Origin of the sequence: Pseudoalteromonas sp. Bsw20308 (assembly GCF_000310105.2) — a bacterium.
Lineage (GTDB): Bacteria > Pseudomonadota > Gammaproteobacteria > Enterobacterales > Alteromonadaceae > Pseudoalteromonas > Pseudoalteromonas fuliginea.
The window spans coordinates 3,254,886-3,270,126 of record NZ_CP013138.1; the positions used below are offsets into that span (position 1 = coordinate 3,254,886).

The window sequence follows — 15,241 nt, forward strand, 5'->3', positions numbered from 1 at the left end:
GATCAGTACCCCTATGTGGTTTAGTAACCTTATATGTTATCGCTTTAAACAAGACGTTTCATACACGCAAGAAGATTTCGACAAAGCATTAGAGCAAGATTTATTTCGTCCATGTACAGGCCAGGAGCTTTCTACATTTGGTTGGACAAAAGCATTTGGAAAGCACGGTGAAACACTATCGCATTTTTCTCAAAAAAGTATTTTAGTCTGCGCTAAACGTGAAGAAAAGGTACTACCAGCATCAGTTATTAATGAACTTGTCGCTGAAAAAATTGACTTAATTGAAGCTGAAGAAAACCGTCCAGTTAAGAAAAAAGAAAAAGACGAATTAAAAGAAAACATTCTTCATGCTCTTCTACCTCAAGCATTTAAAAAATCGAGCTTACAATTTGCATTTATCGACCAAGAAAATGGCTGGGTAGTTGTTAATAGTGGCAGCTTTAATAAAGCCGAAGAGCTACTTGCATTGCTTCGTAAGTCACTTGGTACGTTACCAGTAGTACCTGCATTTGCAAACTACGACTTGGATGTATTTTTAACTGATTGGTTAACTAACTTTAGTACACCAGAAGGCTTTGCTATAGGCTCAGACGCAGAGCTTGAAGAAGCAGATGACAGCGGAGCACAGGTAAAGCTTAAAGGTCATGACTTGTCGTGTGACGAAGTTAAATCACATCTTGAAAGTGGCAAACGCGTAACCAAACTTGCTCTAGATTGGCAAGAACGCGTTAAGTTCATGCTACAAAATGATGGCTCTATTAAGCGCTTAAGTTACTCAGAAACATTAAAAGAAGAAAATGCGGATATCCCAAAAGAAGATATGGCTGTAAAACTAGATGCTGACTTTATTTTGTCATCAGAAGAGATTAAGCAACTTCTTGAAGAACTTACTCTTGGCTTAGGTGATTCTGACGATTTAGCTAAACCTGAACTCTAACTTAGAACTCTTTAATATTCTAAGAGCAAAGGCAAACTTTCGTATTAATAGCTAATTGCCAGAAATAAATACGCCGTTCATTTAAAATGAACGGCGTATTTATTTTATCTTTTTATACCAATCTTGCTTATATATGGGGTCTATTTAACGTTAAGTAAATTACGCTAGAACTAGGCAAAAATCTTTGTATCTAGTTGTTCTAAATAAAAATTTTCACGACGTTATAGTGCAATTTAATTCGTTAAATTGATCAAAGATTTATGCAGGTTGGTATTACTTATGAATCTTACTTTTCTAGCAAAATATCATGTATTTTTGCAAGGTCAGATTTACCTGCAATAATTTCATCTGGTGTTAAACCCGATAGTTCATGCGGAAACACCAACCACTCTTCAGACTCATGAATATAGTAATCTGGCACTGTATCTACTTTTGAGTTTTTTGGTTTGTAATATGGGCATGCGATACGAATATCACGTGGCAAGTTTAAACGCATAAGCTCTGAAAGTTTTTCTTTTAATGCAACAATACTACGACCAGAATCAAATACATCATCAACAATTAATAATGAATCGCCTGCATTCGCGTTTTCAACTATGTAATGTAAACCATGTACTTTAATTTCTTTCGATTGTTTACCAATACCGTAATAAGACGAAGTACGTACTGCAATGTGGTCAGTCTCAATGCCTTTGTAATCGTAATATTCTTGAACAGCAATACCGATCGGTGCACCACCTCGCCAAATACCAATAATAAAATCAGGACGAAAGCCATCTTGGTATACTTGTGCCGCTACGCGGAACGAATCTTCAAGCAGTTGTTGAGCTGTGATGTAGCACTTATCTGACATAATTAGAAACCCCAGTGGTGGATATAACGCTTGAGTGCAGCTTAGAGTTAAGCATAAATTAAACTCAAACAGGTATTGGCGACGGATTTTACCGCAAATGAAATAAAATTGCTTGCTTCACGTACAAAAAAATAGGCACCAAGTGGTGCCTATTCATTCAAAGTATAAAAAGCATAAATTTAGTAAATACTATGCTTTTTCTAGTAAAGTTCGCGCAACTGTACGCATACCTTGAGTAGTTGCACCCGCTGCCCACTGGCTTGTGCTGCCCATGTTAAACGCAGCGGCTAAATCTATGTGTACCCAACCTTTGCCGTCGTTTGGCACAAAGCGTGATAAGAAGCCAGCCGCATTTGATGCACCGCCGTAACCGCCACCCTTTTGTGCACGGCTATTTGCCGTATCAGCATAAGGAGACGGGCAGTTTTGTTGATGCCATTTTTCAAGAGGCAGTGGCCAAGCAGCTTCCATTTCTTGAGATGCAAAACTTTCAACTTCGCGTGCAAGTTCTTTATCAAGTGCAAATAAAGCATTGTACTCTTGGCCAACAGCAACAAGCGCTGCTCCAGTTAGTGTTGCTGCATCAATGATAAGTGGAGCGCCAGTCTCTCCTGCTGCCATTAAGCCATCAGCAAGTACTAAGCGACCTTCAGCATCAGTGTTTACAATTTCAACTGTCGTGCCATTTTTATAAGTAAGAATGTCACCTAATTTGTATGCATGGCCCGAAATTAAGTTCTCAGCACAACATAAAAACAGTTTAATGCGCTTTTCAATACCACGGTTAATAGCCAATGCTAAACCTGCGGTTACAGTTGCAGCGCCGCCCATGTCGCACTTCATACCAAGCATACCTTCGCTTGATTTAATTGAGTAACCACCTGAGTCAAACGTAATACCTTTACCTACAAGCGCAGCACTTACTGGTGCATTTTCATCGCCTGTTGGGTTGTAATCAAGCTCAAGCAATACTGGTGGGCGTTCACTGCCACGACCAACAGCATGGATACCAATCCATTGTTGCTCTAGTAAGGCATCACCTTTAATAATTTGGTAACTTACATGCTCAGGCGCTAATGATTGAATAAACTCAGCCGCTTTTTCTGCAAGGCTTTCAGGATAAATGTCATCGGCAGTGCCGTTAACCATTTCACGAGCCCAAATTGCTGACGTTTTTAAGTGAGCAAGTTCTTTAATATCTGATTGTGCGTTATCAACAAACTCAACACCGTTTAACGATTTTGGTGTTACAAAACCTTGATAAAAAGCCCACTGACTTTCTGTACACCAGGTATCGCCTGCTAGTTCAACGTTTTTAACGCCTTGGCTTGCAATAGTACGGCCTGCTTTTTGAACATTTTTTAATGTGTCTTGCTCAGATAAATGAACAGTTGCACCGCGCTCGTTAAAAGACAATGACGCATTATCGCCCCAATGACTCGCTGCTGCTTGTTCGCTTAGTTGAACAACAAATTTTTCACTCATGTTAGAATACCCTTGCACTTAAATGTGCCACCGAGTTTACTATAGAGCGCTTAAGTTCCCAACAGCTTGAGATAAATAACATAAACCACACTGCTGTGCAGTATTTACGCTTTGGAATTTATCATGAAGTACACGCCAACTCTGCAACCTGCCACCTTATTAAAGCGCTACAAACGTTTTTTAGCCGACCTACAATTAAGTGATGGCAGCGAATTTACCGCACATTGTGCTAATACAGGTAAAATGACCGGATGCGCAGAGCCGGGTTTTACTGCTTTTTATTCAACGAGCGATAACGCAAAACGAAAATACCCACATTCATTAGAGCTGACGCAAAATAATTTATCGCAGCTTATTTGTGTAAATACAGCGGTGGCCAATAAAGTAGTAGAAGAAGCAATAAACAATAATGTGATAAGCGAGCTACTCGACTACAGTCAATTGCAAAGCGAAGTAAAGTACGGCAGTGAAAATAGCCGCATAGACTTTTTACTCACAGACGAAAATAAACCTGATTGCTACGTAGAAGTTAAATCAGTCACATTACTAAGCCAAGATGCACCACAAAGTGGGCAAGGCTACTTCCCAGATGCGCAAACACTGCGCGGACAAAAACATATTCGCGAACTAATAGAAATGATCGAACAAGGTCACCGAGCAGTATTACTGTTTGCTGTTTTGCATGAAGGAATAAATACAGTAAGTGCAGCTGCGCATATTGATGAAAAGTACGCCATGCTATTAAGCCAAGCAATTGTGGCGGGGGTTGAAGTATTAGCATACAAAGCAAAAATTTCAGCAAATGAGGTTTTGCTTCATAAAAAAATAGCATTTGTAAAATAATGTATAAATACAAACAATTAAACTAGTCTTACTGTTGAAATGACAAAGACTCGAAAATAGTCCTTGTTAAATTGTACAAATCAGCTTGTTTTTAAAACTTTTGCCCACATAACTAGGCAAGTTTTAAAGAGCGAATACATGAATTAATAAAAGTGTAAATAGACTATTAATACACTTTTTGATCAGTGAACATGGTTGAAGCTAATTCGATTAATTAAAAATAAATTTGCCTAGGGTATAAGATTCTGTTATTTATACCGCCGGCTAATGCTGAGGCATTAAATTAAGGATTTAGGAGAGAGTTATGCCAGACCAAAAGAAACATGGTTTATTGGCTCAAGCCGGTTTAGAACCATACCAAGAAAAACCAGGTGAAGAGTACATGAATGATGCACAACGTGCACATTTTAGAGCGATTTTAGAAGCTTGGCGTAATGATTTACGCAATGAAGTCGACCGTACTAAATCGCACATGCAAGACGAAGCTGCTAACTTTCCTGACCCAGTTGACCGCGCTGCACAAGAAGAAGAGTTCTCTTTAGAACTTCGTACTCGTGACCGCGAACGTAAATTAATCAAAAAAATTGAAAAAACAATTAACCTGATTAAAGAAGATGATTTTGGCTTTTGTGAGTCTTGTGGCATCGAAATTGGCATACGCCGCTTAGAAGCGCGTCCTACTGCCGATTTATGCGTAGACTGTAAAACACTTGCAGAAATCAAAGAAAAACAATCTGGACGCGGCTAATTAACCTCTATTAATTAGTTATGTCTCCTACAGCCGTTACTGCGCCAGTGCGTAAATATCGCGGTCGTTTTGCACCGTCTCCTTCTGGGCCATTACATTTTGGCTCACTTGTGGCGGCTGTGGGTAGTTACCTTGATGCAAAAGCAAACAAAGGTAAATGGTTAGTCCGTATCGAAGATATAGACACTACGCGCGTTGTAAAAAATGCCGACTCCGATATTCTAAATACCTTACACGCTTACGCCCTTTACTGGGACGAACCGGTTGTTTATCAAACACAGCGCTTGCCTTTATATCAAGATATTACCCACTCACTTTTAAAACAAAAGCTTATTTATGGTTGCACCTGTACTCGCAAACAAATAAAAACCATTGGTGGTATTTATCAGGGGCATTGCAAAGTACTTGATCACAGCACTGAATCCGGTGCACTTCGCTTAGTTCAACAACATCCAACGACTCAATTTAGTGACTTAATCCAAGGTGATATAACGGTAAATAGTCCCCTTGCCCATGAAGATTACTTAATTAAACGTAGCGATGGTTTATTTGCTTATCAGCTTGTAGTGGTTGTTGATGATATTGATCAAGGGATTAATCGAATTGTAAGAGGTGCAGATTTAATTGAACCTACTGCTCGGCAAATTAGTTTGTTTAAACAACTCAACAGCCCTGTACCTGAATTTGCTCATTTACCTTTAGCGGTTGCCAAACCTGGCTTTAAACTGTCTAAACAAAATTATGCACCCGCAATTAGTAAAAACAATCCAAAACCTGCATTAATCAGTGCATTTGAGTTTTTAGGACTACCTGTAATTGCTGATCTAATCGATTTAAATATTGAACAATTAGTCGCTTGGGGAGTTAAAAACTTTAGCTTAAAACAGGTGCCACACGTTCCCGAAATACAGATTTCTCAGCATCCGACGAGTCAAGCCATCCAATTTACTCAACTAAGTAAATAAAAATCGCTAAAAACGGCTTAATTTCAACACATCAACTTAATTTTTAAACCCTGCTGGTATATGATAGCCGCCTAAATATATGCTATTTACGTTAAACAGCTTGTACTGGGTTATAACTTCCCTATTTGCTGTAATTTTTGATTGCGATGACAAGTCAATCAACACCTTCTAGGAGACAGACTATTATTTCCAAGCTTTTTCAATTTTGCCGACAAATAATCGGCCCGAATACCAGTGCAAAAAGCGCTTCGGTAAGCAGTGAACCTATTGTTGTCACTCGTGGTGAGCATGGTATTTCGCGCAAACAATTTAGCCCAAATGCAATCAAAGTACTGTACCGTTTAAAAGATGGTGGTTACGACGCCTACCTAGTTGGTGGTTGCATTCGCGATATATTGTTGGGCCAACAACCAAAAGATTTTGATGTAGTAACCAATGCAACGCCAGATCAAGTAAAGAAACTTTTTAGAAACTGTCGCTTAATTGGTCGTCGCTTTCGCTTAGCACATATCGTATTTGGTCGTGAAATTATAGAAGTCGCAACGATGCGCGGACATCACGAAGCGCCAGAAGATAAAAACCAAATAAGCCAATCGAGCGATCAAGGTCAATTACTACGTGATAACGTATTTGGCAGTATTGAAGAAGATGCAGAGCGCCGCGACTTTTCAATCAATGCACTTTATTACTCAATCAATGATTTTAGTATTCATGATTACGCAAACGGCTTAGCTGCAATTAAAGCCAAACAAATTGAGCTCATTGGTGACCCTGAAACTCGCTACCGTGAAGACCCTGTTCGTATGTTACGTGCAGTGCGTTTTGCCACTAAACTTGATATGAGCATCGCACCGAAAAGCGAAAAACCAATTACAGAACTAGCAAGTTTGCTTGATAACATTCCGCCAGCTCGCTTGTTTGAAGAAGTACTTAAACTGTTTTTAAACGGTAAAGCTGAAGCTAACTTTTTAATGCTGCGTAAATACGGTTTATTTAAATCGCTATTTCCAGACCTTGATAGCATTTTAAATAAAAAGCCTGGTGGGCTAGAGCACACACTTGTTCAGCAAATGTTTCAAAACACCGATGAACGTATAAATGCCGATAAAAAAGTAACACCTGCATTTATTTTTGCAGCGCTACTTTGGTTTCCATTATTAGCACGAACTAAAGAAATTCAAGAACAAGAGCAACTCGTTGAATACGATGCTTTTGCTCAAGCAATGAATAAAGTATTGAGCGATAGCGCTCAGCACATTGCAGTTCCAAAACGCTTTACACTAGGTGCTCGCGACATTTGGCATATTCAGCACCGTTTAGATAAACGAGCAGGGCAACGCGCTTACAGACTAACGCAACAGCCTCGCTTTAAAGCCGCTTATGACTTTTTGTTATTACGTGTTGATGCAGGTGAAACACAGCACACCGAATTAGCACAATGGTGGACACAGTATCTAGGCCAAGACATTAACGGCCAAAAAGAGATGGTTAAGAACCTAGGTCACCCTGGCGGTCCTAAACCACGAAAGCGCACACGCCGTCGTGCACCTAAAAAGCCTGCTGAGTAATACCATGCATTGTGTTTATTTGGGTTTAGGTGCAAATCTAAACTCACCAAAAGAGCAGCTTGATAACGCCGTTATTGCGCTTAAAAAGTTGCCTCACTGTGAATTTATGAGCGTATCGCATTATTACGCCAGTAAACCTATGGGTCCACAAGATCAACCCGACTACATAAATGCCGTTGCATGTATTAAAACAAGCCTTGAGCCAGAGCAATTACTTGATTTAACACAAAGTATAGAGCTTGAGCACGGTCGAGTTAGAAAAGCAGAGCGTTGGGGGCCACGCACTCTTGATATAGACACCCTATTATTTGATGATCAAATCATAAATACACAGCGCTTAACCGTGCCTCATTATGGTTTGAATAATCGCGAGTTTGTAGTGTATCCACTATTAGAGCTTACACCTGAACTTATTTTACCTAGCGGCGTTGCATTAAAAACCATTGCAAAAAATTTACCGCTCAACGACTTACAACAATTACCTCTGTAATTAACCTAGGCTCAGCCTGCGAGGAATATTATGTCTAAAATAACTGTTTCTACTTTAAATAAAATGAAAGCAGAGAATAACAAAATTACTGCGTTAACGGCATACGACGCCAGTTTTGCAAAGTTATTTCATGATAACGGCGTTGAAGTTATTTTAGTGGGCGACTCTTTGGGCATGGTACTTCAAGGTGGCGATGACACGCTTGGCGTAACCAATCAAGATATCGCATACCATACACGTTGTGCGCGCGCTGGTAGTCGTGAATTATTTGTAATTGCCGACCTGCCTTTCATGACCTATTCAAGCGTAAGTGATACCTGTAAAAATGCAGCTGAGCTTATGCGCGCTGGCGCAAACATGATTAAGCTTGAAGGCGGAGAATGGCTTTACGAGAGTATTAAAACACTTACTCAACAAGGTATTCCAGTTTGCGGGCATTTAGGCCTTACACCGCAGTCAGTGCATGTATTTGGTGGTTTTAAAATACAAGGTCGCGAAGAAGACAAAGCACAAAAAATGATTGATGACGCAAAAGCACTAGAAGCTGCTGGCGCACAATTATTAGTACTTGAATGTATTCCTAGTGCATTGGCAAAACGCATTACAGACGCTCTAAGCATCCCAACTATTGGTATTGGTGCTGGTAGCCTAACTGACGGCCAAATACTGGTAATGCACGATCTAGTCGGTATTTCAGCTGGGTATATTCCTAAATTTTCTAAAAACTTTTTGCTCGAAACAGGCAATATGCCTGCAGCCGTTCAAAAATATTGTACAGACGTTAAAAGCGGTGCATTTCCTTGCGCTGAACACGAGTTTAAATAATGCAGTCAATCACTGAAATAAAATCATTACGCAGCCAAATTAAAGCATGGCGACAAGCAGGTCTTAGCGTGGCATTAGTACCAACTATGGGAAACTTACACCGAGGGCATTTTTCGCTAGTCGAAAAAGCAAAAACACTGGCCGACAAAGTGGTTGTGAGCATTTTCGTAAACCCTATGCAGTTTGGTGCTAACGAAGATTTAGATAACTACCCTCGTACACTTAACGAAGACAAACAAGGTCTTGCTGAGCTTGAAACCGATATTGTATTTACTCCAAGCGTAGAAACAATCTATCCTAACGGACTTGGTGCACAAAGCTTTGTCGATGTGCCTGACATTTCATTAGGCTATTGCGGTGGTTCACGCCCAGGGCATTTTAGAGGCGTTGCAACAATCGTTACTAAGTTATTTAATCTAGTACAACCTGATTATGCCTGCTTTGGTGAAAAAGATTTTCAACAGCTGCAAGTCATTAAAACCATGGCACGCGACTTATCAATTCCGGTTGAAGTGATTGGCGTCCCTACAATGCGAGAAGTTTCTGGCCTTGCTATGAGTTCACGTAATGGTTATTTATCTGAAGCGCAAAAAACGACTGCAACCGTATTATTTAAAACGCTTAATACATGCGCAGAACAGCTAAAAAGTGGCGAGAAAGACTTCGTAAAACTTGAAAGCTTAGCTAAACAGAGCTTAGAGCAAGCTGGTCTAAAGCCAGACTATTTTGAGATAGCTCAACGAGATACATTAAAAACTGCTACACTCAAAGACACCAAGTTTGTTATTTTAGCTGCTGCCTATTTTGGTAATGTTAGATTAATCGACAATATTCAGGTCGAAATTTAATATTATTGCGACTCCATTTTTAAGGATTAAACATGCACAATTTAATAAAAACAAGCGTAGTTGCCCTTACTTTTGCATTTTTAGCTGGTTGTCAAAACCAAATACAAAGCCCTGAACTTAACCAGTGTGCTCAACAAAACTATCAATGTGAAACTACCTGTGAACAGCAGTCAAGTGGCGAAGGCTTAAAGCAACAAGTATGCTCTGGCAAATGTGTTGAAAGCTACAATCAGTGTAAAGTACAAGCCGAAAAATTAGGTGGTATATAAGCGTTTAAAATACTTGGAGCTGTTTATCTTTCAGGCCCTTAATTTTAGGCACAAAAAAACCGCTCAATGAGCGGTTTTTTTATTGCTTATAGTTTATTAATTTAAACCTAGCTTTTTAAGCTCTACTTCTACGAGCTTTGCCGAAAGTGGTACATAACCATCTTTTTCTACAATTTGTTGACCATCTTGCGAAAGCACCATTTTTAAAAATTGTGCTTCGATAGGCGCTAATGGTTTATTTGGGTGTTTATTCACGTAAACGTATAAGAAACGAGATAGCGGGTATTTACCTTGAGCAACGTTATCAAGAGTCGCATCAACAAAATTACTGCCTTTTTTAGCCAATGGAACAGTACGTACACCCGACGTTTTGTAACCAATGCCTGAGTAACCAATTGCATTCAATGATGATGAAATTGATTGTACTACCGATGCAGAGCCTGGTTGTTCATTTACGTTGTTACGAAAGTCACCTTTACACAATGCTTTCTTTTTAAAGTAACCGTAAGTACCTGATACCGAGTTACGTCCGTAAAGTTGAATATCTCTTGCTGCCCAGCTACCAGTTAGGCCAACTTCACTCCAGCGGTTAACTTGCTCTGGTGCACCACATTTACGAGTCGATGAAAAAATAGCATCTACTTGGTCAATGCGAAGACCTTCAATTGGGTTATCTTTATGAACATAAACCGCTAGCGCATCAATAGCAACGCGCACTTCTGTTGGTTTATAACCGTAACGTTTTTCGAACGCTTCGATTTCTTTTGATTTCATTTTTCGGCTCATTGGGCCTAAGTTAGCTGTACCTTCAGTCAATGCAGGTGGTGCAGTAGAAGAACCTGCGGCCTGAATTTGGATATTTACATTTGGGTAAATACGTTTGTACTCTTCAGCCCAAAACGTCATCATGTTGGCTAAAGTATCAGAACCTACCGATGAAAAGTTGCCTGAAACACCACTAATTTTTTGATATTCAGGAATGTTTTTATCTAGTGCAACTGCTTGCGCAGATACGAAAGTTGTAACAGCCACACCCATTGCGGCAACTAAATTTTTAAATTTCATGTCGGGTTCCCCGGTTTGTTCGTCTCATTTACTAACTGTTGCCCACTCTAAAGTGAGTAGATGACAGTTAGATTGCTATTAAGTGACACTTTTATGACTTTGCTTTTTATACCAATTCGCTTAATTCGTTGTTCTACTTTGAGATAAGAAAGTTGTGTTGATAACAAGGCAAAAATTTCGTTATTTAGTTGTTATATATAAGAAATTTTTAACGCAGCTAGCACCAGGTTTAATCCCTCAAATTGATTAAGTATTATTGCGAATTGGTATTTGTATAATTACTTAGCCAACGGAACTATCTTATCGATCGAAAAATCAAAAGAAAAACATGAACCTTTGCCTATTTCACTGCGAATATTTAATTTGCTATCGTGGCGCGTTAGTACATGTTTTGTGATCGCAAGGCCTAAACCCGATCCCCCTGTTGTTCTGCTTCGTGCTTTATCTACCCGATAGAAGCGCTCCGTTAAACGATTAATATGCTCTGGCGCAATACCATCACCGTTATCGGTAACACTAAAACAAGCACGATCACCTTTATGCTGCCAGCATACCTGTACTTTGCCGCCAGCTTTGGTGTAATGAATAGCGTTAAAAACGAGATTAGAAAACGCGCTACGTAGTTCATCCTCAGAGCCTTTAATATCTAAAGTCGCATCAATATCAAAAACAAGTTCATGACCTTTATCCTGATTAATTGATTGTGCTTCGGTTTGAATGTAACCAAGCAACTTCGGAACATTAATTGCTTTATCGTTATCTTGACGCCTAGCACCTTCTATTCGCGAAAGTGATAATAACTGGCTAACCAAGCTATCCATGCGCTTACATTGCTCAAGCATCGTTTTTTGTGCCTTGCCCCACATTGCTGGCGGCGGCATCATATCGCCATCCATCATTTCAAGATAGCCAGATACCACTGTAAGCGGCGTACGTAGTTCATGTGATACATTGGCTACAAAGTCTTTACGCATTTGTTCAAGCTGCTTTAAACGTGTTACATCACGCACAACGACCATTAGCTGTGTACTTGCATATGGCATAACCCTAAATTCAAGTACTTGCTCAACCGCATGTCCATTATCAAGCTCAAGGGCATCATCAAATTCACCTTTGTGCATGTATTTAGCAAACTTAGGTTCGCGAACCAAGTTATCAAGGCGCTGACCGTGATCTGTTGGCCACTGCAGGCCAAGCACCTTAAGTGCTAGTTGATTACACCACACAATACTTAAATCATTTTGCAGTACCACAACAGCATCAGGTACAGCTTCTGCCCCATCGCGAAAGCGCCGAATTAAATCAGCAAGCTCATTACGCTTTTTACGATTGCGGTGCTGTAGATGATAAATGCCTTCGAATACTTGTTCCCACGCACCTTCGCCCTCGGGTGGATTAAAACTGCGTTGATTAAGTAGCCAATCGCTCAAGCGATAAAGCTGATGATAGTGCCAAATAAGGAGGGAAAAAGATCCTAAAAATAAAAGCAAAAATGGCGCGCCAACCAGCACACCAATTAATAGTAAAGGTAAAAAATAGATAAACAGACGTTTTACTAACGCCTGCTTATTAACAACTCGATACATACACTCACTTTACCTTAGAGTAGTAATACACACGCACGTTATACCAACTGGCTTATAAATGGGGTCTATTTAACGATAAGGAAATTGCGCTATAACTAAGCAAAAATTTTATTTCTAGTTGTGTTCTAAATAAAATTTTTAACAACGTTATAGAGTTATTTAACTCGTTAAATTATTCAAATATTTATGCAATTTGGTATTACAGCTTACTTGAAAAACGATACCCAGCACCACGTACAGTTTGCACCAAACGGTCATGTCCAAGTGGGCCAATTGCTTTACGCAGGCGACGAATATGCACATCAACCGTACGATCTTCGACGTAAACGTTAGTTCCCCATACATGATCAAGCAGTTGTTCACGGCTATAAACACGCTCTGGGTGGGTCATAAAAAAGTGTAGCAATCTAAATTCGGTTGGCCCCATATCAAGCTCGTTACCTTCAGAGGTAACACGGTGAGAAATAGGATCTAAGCGCAGGCCATGTACTTCAATAGCTTCCTCTAATGAGGTTGGCGATACACGGCGAATAACTGCTTTAATACGCGCCATAAGCTCTTTAGGGGAAAACGGCTTAGTGACGTAATCGTCAGCCCCTACTTCAAGACCGCGTACTTTGTCTTCTTCTTCGCCACGGGCTGTAAGCATAATAATTGGGATTTGGCGGGTATGTTCATTTTGCTTAAACTTTTTCGCAATTTGAATACCGCTGCCACCTGGCAACATCCAATCAAGTAAAACCATGTCTGGATAAGGTTCAACCATAGCTGCAATTGCAGAGTCATAATCTTCTGCTTCAATCGCCTGAAATCCATTTTGCTCTAAAACAAAAACCAGCATCTCCCTGATAGGAGCTTCGTCATCTACGACTAGTACTTTACGTGACATTCCAATTTATCTCTTACGCTATCGAATTAGTTTTCATTATTATGACTAAGTATGACATTTTTATGAAAGTGTAACGTGTAAATTAAAATGGTGGTAAAAAAAACACAAATTAGTGATAAATAACCTCATTAACGTCATATTTTTAAAACCTTTTTAATATTTAACGCAATAAAAAGAGGTTTACGATAAATTTATAAAATATTTAACTTTGACACTACCTGCTTTTTTGTGATTATTTAAATAACACCTAACTAACTGGGATCATTATTTTACTAACCAATGTTTTTTTCAGATCAGCGACTTAAAAGTAACCTTAAAGCCATTTCAAAATCAACAAACCCGCCTGTGCAACCATCAATACGTTTAAAAATAGATCTAAATTTTACTAAGCCTTAAATAAAGGATCAGATTTTTACCAAGCCGATCCCCCCTCAGATCAGAGTTGTACTTAGTCAAAGCTATAAGTTGTTGATTGTTTGTACAAATAAATAACGATCAGATTATTTCAAAGCCTAAAATAGCGTCAAAGTGTACTTTTCTTAGTAAAATAATGATCCAAAAATAGCTATGTTAGTAAATGCGTGATCCCAAAGTACGGTGTTGGTAATACAGTGATCTGATCAATAAACCGTAATCTGCAATATAAAAAGGGCTAACATTAAAAAAGCCAGTAACAAAGTTACTGGCCTAGTATCGATTATCTAATTTTAGGGTCTAGCTCACCGCTTAAATATTTAAGATGCATTTCATCAAGTGAAATTGGCTTAATTTTACTCGCCTGACCAGAGGTACCAAACGAGTTATAGCGTGCAACACAAATCTCTGTCATTGCTTTAGTTGCTTCAGCTAAGTATTTACGAGGATCAAAGTTAGATGGGTTTAACGCCATGTGACGGCGAATTGCACCGGTAGAAGCTAAACGTAAATCAGTATCAATATTTACCTTACGAACACCAAACTTAATACCTTCGACAATTTGCTCAACAGGCACACCATAAGTTTCTGGAATTTCGCCACCATACTGATTAATAATTTCTAACCACTCTTGTGGAACCGAAGATGAACCATGCATCACTAAGTGCGTGTTAGGAATACGTGCATGAATCGCTTTAATACGGTCAATCGCTAAAATGTCATCTGTTGGTGGGCGCGTAAATTTATAGGCACCGTGCGAAGTACCACATGCAATTGCAAGTGCGTCAACGTGTGTTTTATTTACAAAGTCAGCCGCTTCTTCAGGATCTGTTAGCATTTGCTCAGTGGTTAATATGCCTTCTGCGCCAACGCCATCTTCTTCGCCAGCTTCACCTGTTTCAAGTGAACCAAGTACACCTAGCTCGCCTTCAACCGATACGCCACAGGCATGCGCCATAGCAACAGTTTCGCGCGTTACTTCTACATTGTATTCGTAGCTTGAAGGGGTTTTACCGTCGCTCATTAGCGAGCCATCCATCATTACTGATGAAAAACCAAGCTGAATTGAACGCTGACATACACCTGGCGATGTGCCGTGATCTTGGTGCATAACAACGGGGATATGTGGCCATTCTTCAACGGCTGCTAAAATCATATGACGAATAAATGGAGCACCAGCATAAGCACGTGCGCCCGCTGATCCTTGCACGATTACTGGGCTGTTTGTTTTGTCAGCCGCTTCCATTATTGCGCGCATTTGCTCTTGGTTATTAACGTTAAAAGCAGGTACGCCGTAACCATGCTCTGCTGCATGATCTAAAAGTTGTCGCATACTGATTAAAGCCATTGGGTATTCTCCAATTTATCGACAGTAGTTCCCTACCATCTAGTTTGAACGGATGTGTTAGTTTGGCGTTATAACAACGCCACGAAAAACCACTGCTTTGCAGTAAAA

15 protein-coding genes are annotated in these 15,241 nt (G+C 39.7%); 9 read left to right on the forward strand and 6 right to left on the reverse strand.

All coding sequences use genetic code 11. From position 1 onward, the window contains the following. The first annotated feature begins 13 nt into the window (after nucleotides 1-13). The gene (gene rdgC / locus D172_RS14405) at nucleotides 14-937 is read left to right on the forward strand and encodes a recombination-associated protein RdgC (protein WP_007377477.1); all 924 of its coding nucleotides are present in this window, start codon (nucleotides 14-16) and stop codon (nucleotides 935-937) included. Nucleotides 938-1,223: 286 nt separating this feature from the next. Here rdgC and D172_RS14410 read toward each other — a convergent pair whose 3' ends face one another. After that, nucleotides 1,224-1,790 (reverse strand): phosphoribosyltransferase, encoded by a 567-nt coding sequence (locus tag D172_RS14410; RefSeq protein WP_007377478.1) that lies wholly within the window; start codon nucleotides 1,788-1,790, stop codon nucleotides 1,224-1,226. Between the two features lie 189 nt (nucleotides 1,791-1,979). Further along, nucleotides 1,980-3,275, reverse strand: coding sequence for an aminopeptidase PepB (gene pepB / locus D172_RS14415; protein WP_007377479.1), 1,296 nt, complete (start codon nucleotides 3,273-3,275; stop codon nucleotides 1,980-1,982). A 123-nt stretch (nucleotides 3,276-3,398) separates the two neighbouring features. On the opposite strand from pepB, the gene sfsA reads away from it, so the two are divergent. The 8 genes from sfsA to D172_RS14455 all read left to right on the forward strand — a co-directional run bounded on the left by sfsA (nucleotide 3,399) and on the right by D172_RS14455 (nucleotide 9,831). Then, nucleotides 3,399-4,118: a DNA/RNA nuclease SfsA gene (gene sfsA, locus D172_RS14420; RefSeq protein ID WP_007377480.1), complete on the forward strand. Its 720-nt coding sequence runs from the start codon at nucleotides 3,399-3,401 to the stop codon at nucleotides 4,116-4,118. Between the two features lie 304 nt (nucleotides 4,119-4,422). Then, a complete protein-coding gene (gene dksA / locus D172_RS14425; RefSeq protein WP_007377481.1) occupies nucleotides 4,423-4,866 on the forward strand; it encodes an RNA polymerase-binding protein DksA in 444 nt (147 codons plus the stop codon). Between the two features lie 20 nt (nucleotides 4,867-4,886). Next, nucleotides 4,887-5,831 carry a tRNA glutamyl-Q(34) synthetase GluQRS gene (gene gluQRS / locus D172_RS14430; RefSeq protein WP_007377482.1) on the forward strand — a complete coding sequence of 315 codons (945 nt, stop codon included), beginning with the start codon at nucleotides 4,887-4,889 and terminating at the stop codon, nucleotides 5,829-5,831. 146 nt (nucleotides 5,832-5,977) lie between these two features. Then, nucleotides 5,978-7,399 (forward strand): polynucleotide adenylyltransferase PcnB, encoded by a 1,422-nt coding sequence (pcnB, locus tag D172_RS14435; protein WP_007377484.1) that lies wholly within the window; start codon nucleotides 5,978-5,980, stop codon nucleotides 7,397-7,399. 4 nt (nucleotides 7,400-7,403) lie between these two features. Then, nucleotides 7,404-7,889, forward strand: coding sequence for a 2-amino-4-hydroxy-6-hydroxymethyldihydropteridine diphosphokinase (folK, locus tag D172_RS14440; protein WP_007377485.1), 486 nt, complete (start codon nucleotides 7,404-7,406; stop codon nucleotides 7,887-7,889). 30 nt (nucleotides 7,890-7,919) lie between these two features. After that, nucleotides 7,920-8,714, forward strand: coding sequence for a 3-methyl-2-oxobutanoate hydroxymethyltransferase (gene panB, locus D172_RS14445; RefSeq protein WP_007377486.1), 795 nt, complete (start codon nucleotides 7,920-7,922; stop codon nucleotides 8,712-8,714). Continuing rightward, a complete protein-coding gene (gene panC / locus D172_RS14450) occupies nucleotides 8,714-9,562 on the forward strand; it encodes a pantoate--beta-alanine ligase (RefSeq protein WP_007377487.1) in 849 nt (282 codons plus the stop codon). Before panB ends, panC begins: the two co-directional genes overlap by 1 nt. A 32-nt stretch (nucleotides 9,563-9,594) precedes the next feature. Then, complete coding sequence (locus D172_RS14455) at nucleotides 9,595-9,831, forward strand: hypothetical protein (RefSeq protein ID WP_007377488.1); 237 nt, start codon at nucleotides 9,595-9,597, stop codon at nucleotides 9,829-9,831. 96 nt (nucleotides 9,832-9,927) lie between these two features. On the opposite strand, the gene D172_RS14460 is transcribed toward D172_RS14455, so the two are convergent. The 4 genes from D172_RS14460 to fba all read right to left on the reverse strand — a co-directional run bounded on the left by D172_RS14460 (nucleotide 9,928) and on the right by fba (nucleotide 15,133). After that, nucleotides 9,928-10,896, reverse strand: a complete 969-nt coding sequence (locus D172_RS14460) for a PstS family phosphate ABC transporter substrate-binding protein (RefSeq protein ID WP_007377489.1) — start codon at nucleotides 10,894-10,896, stop codon at nucleotides 9,928-9,930. 278 nt (nucleotides 10,897-11,174) lie between these two features. Further along, nucleotides 11,175-12,482, reverse strand: coding sequence for a phosphate regulon sensor histidine kinase PhoR (phoR, locus tag D172_RS14465; protein WP_007377490.1), 1,308 nt, complete (start codon nucleotides 12,480-12,482; stop codon nucleotides 11,175-11,177). Between the two features lie 199 nt (nucleotides 12,483-12,681). Further along, on the reverse strand, nucleotides 12,682-13,371 hold the full coding sequence (gene phoB / locus D172_RS14470) for a phosphate regulon transcriptional regulator PhoB (RefSeq protein ID WP_006791869.1): 690 nt from the start codon (nucleotides 13,369-13,371) through the stop codon (nucleotides 12,682-12,684). 697 nt (nucleotides 13,372-14,068) lie between these two features. Continuing rightward, nucleotides 14,069-15,133, reverse strand: coding sequence for a class II fructose-bisphosphate aldolase (fba, locus tag D172_RS14475; protein ID WP_007377491.1), 1,065 nt, complete (start codon nucleotides 15,131-15,133; stop codon nucleotides 14,069-14,071). Nucleotides 15,134-15,241 lie beyond the last annotated feature (108 nt).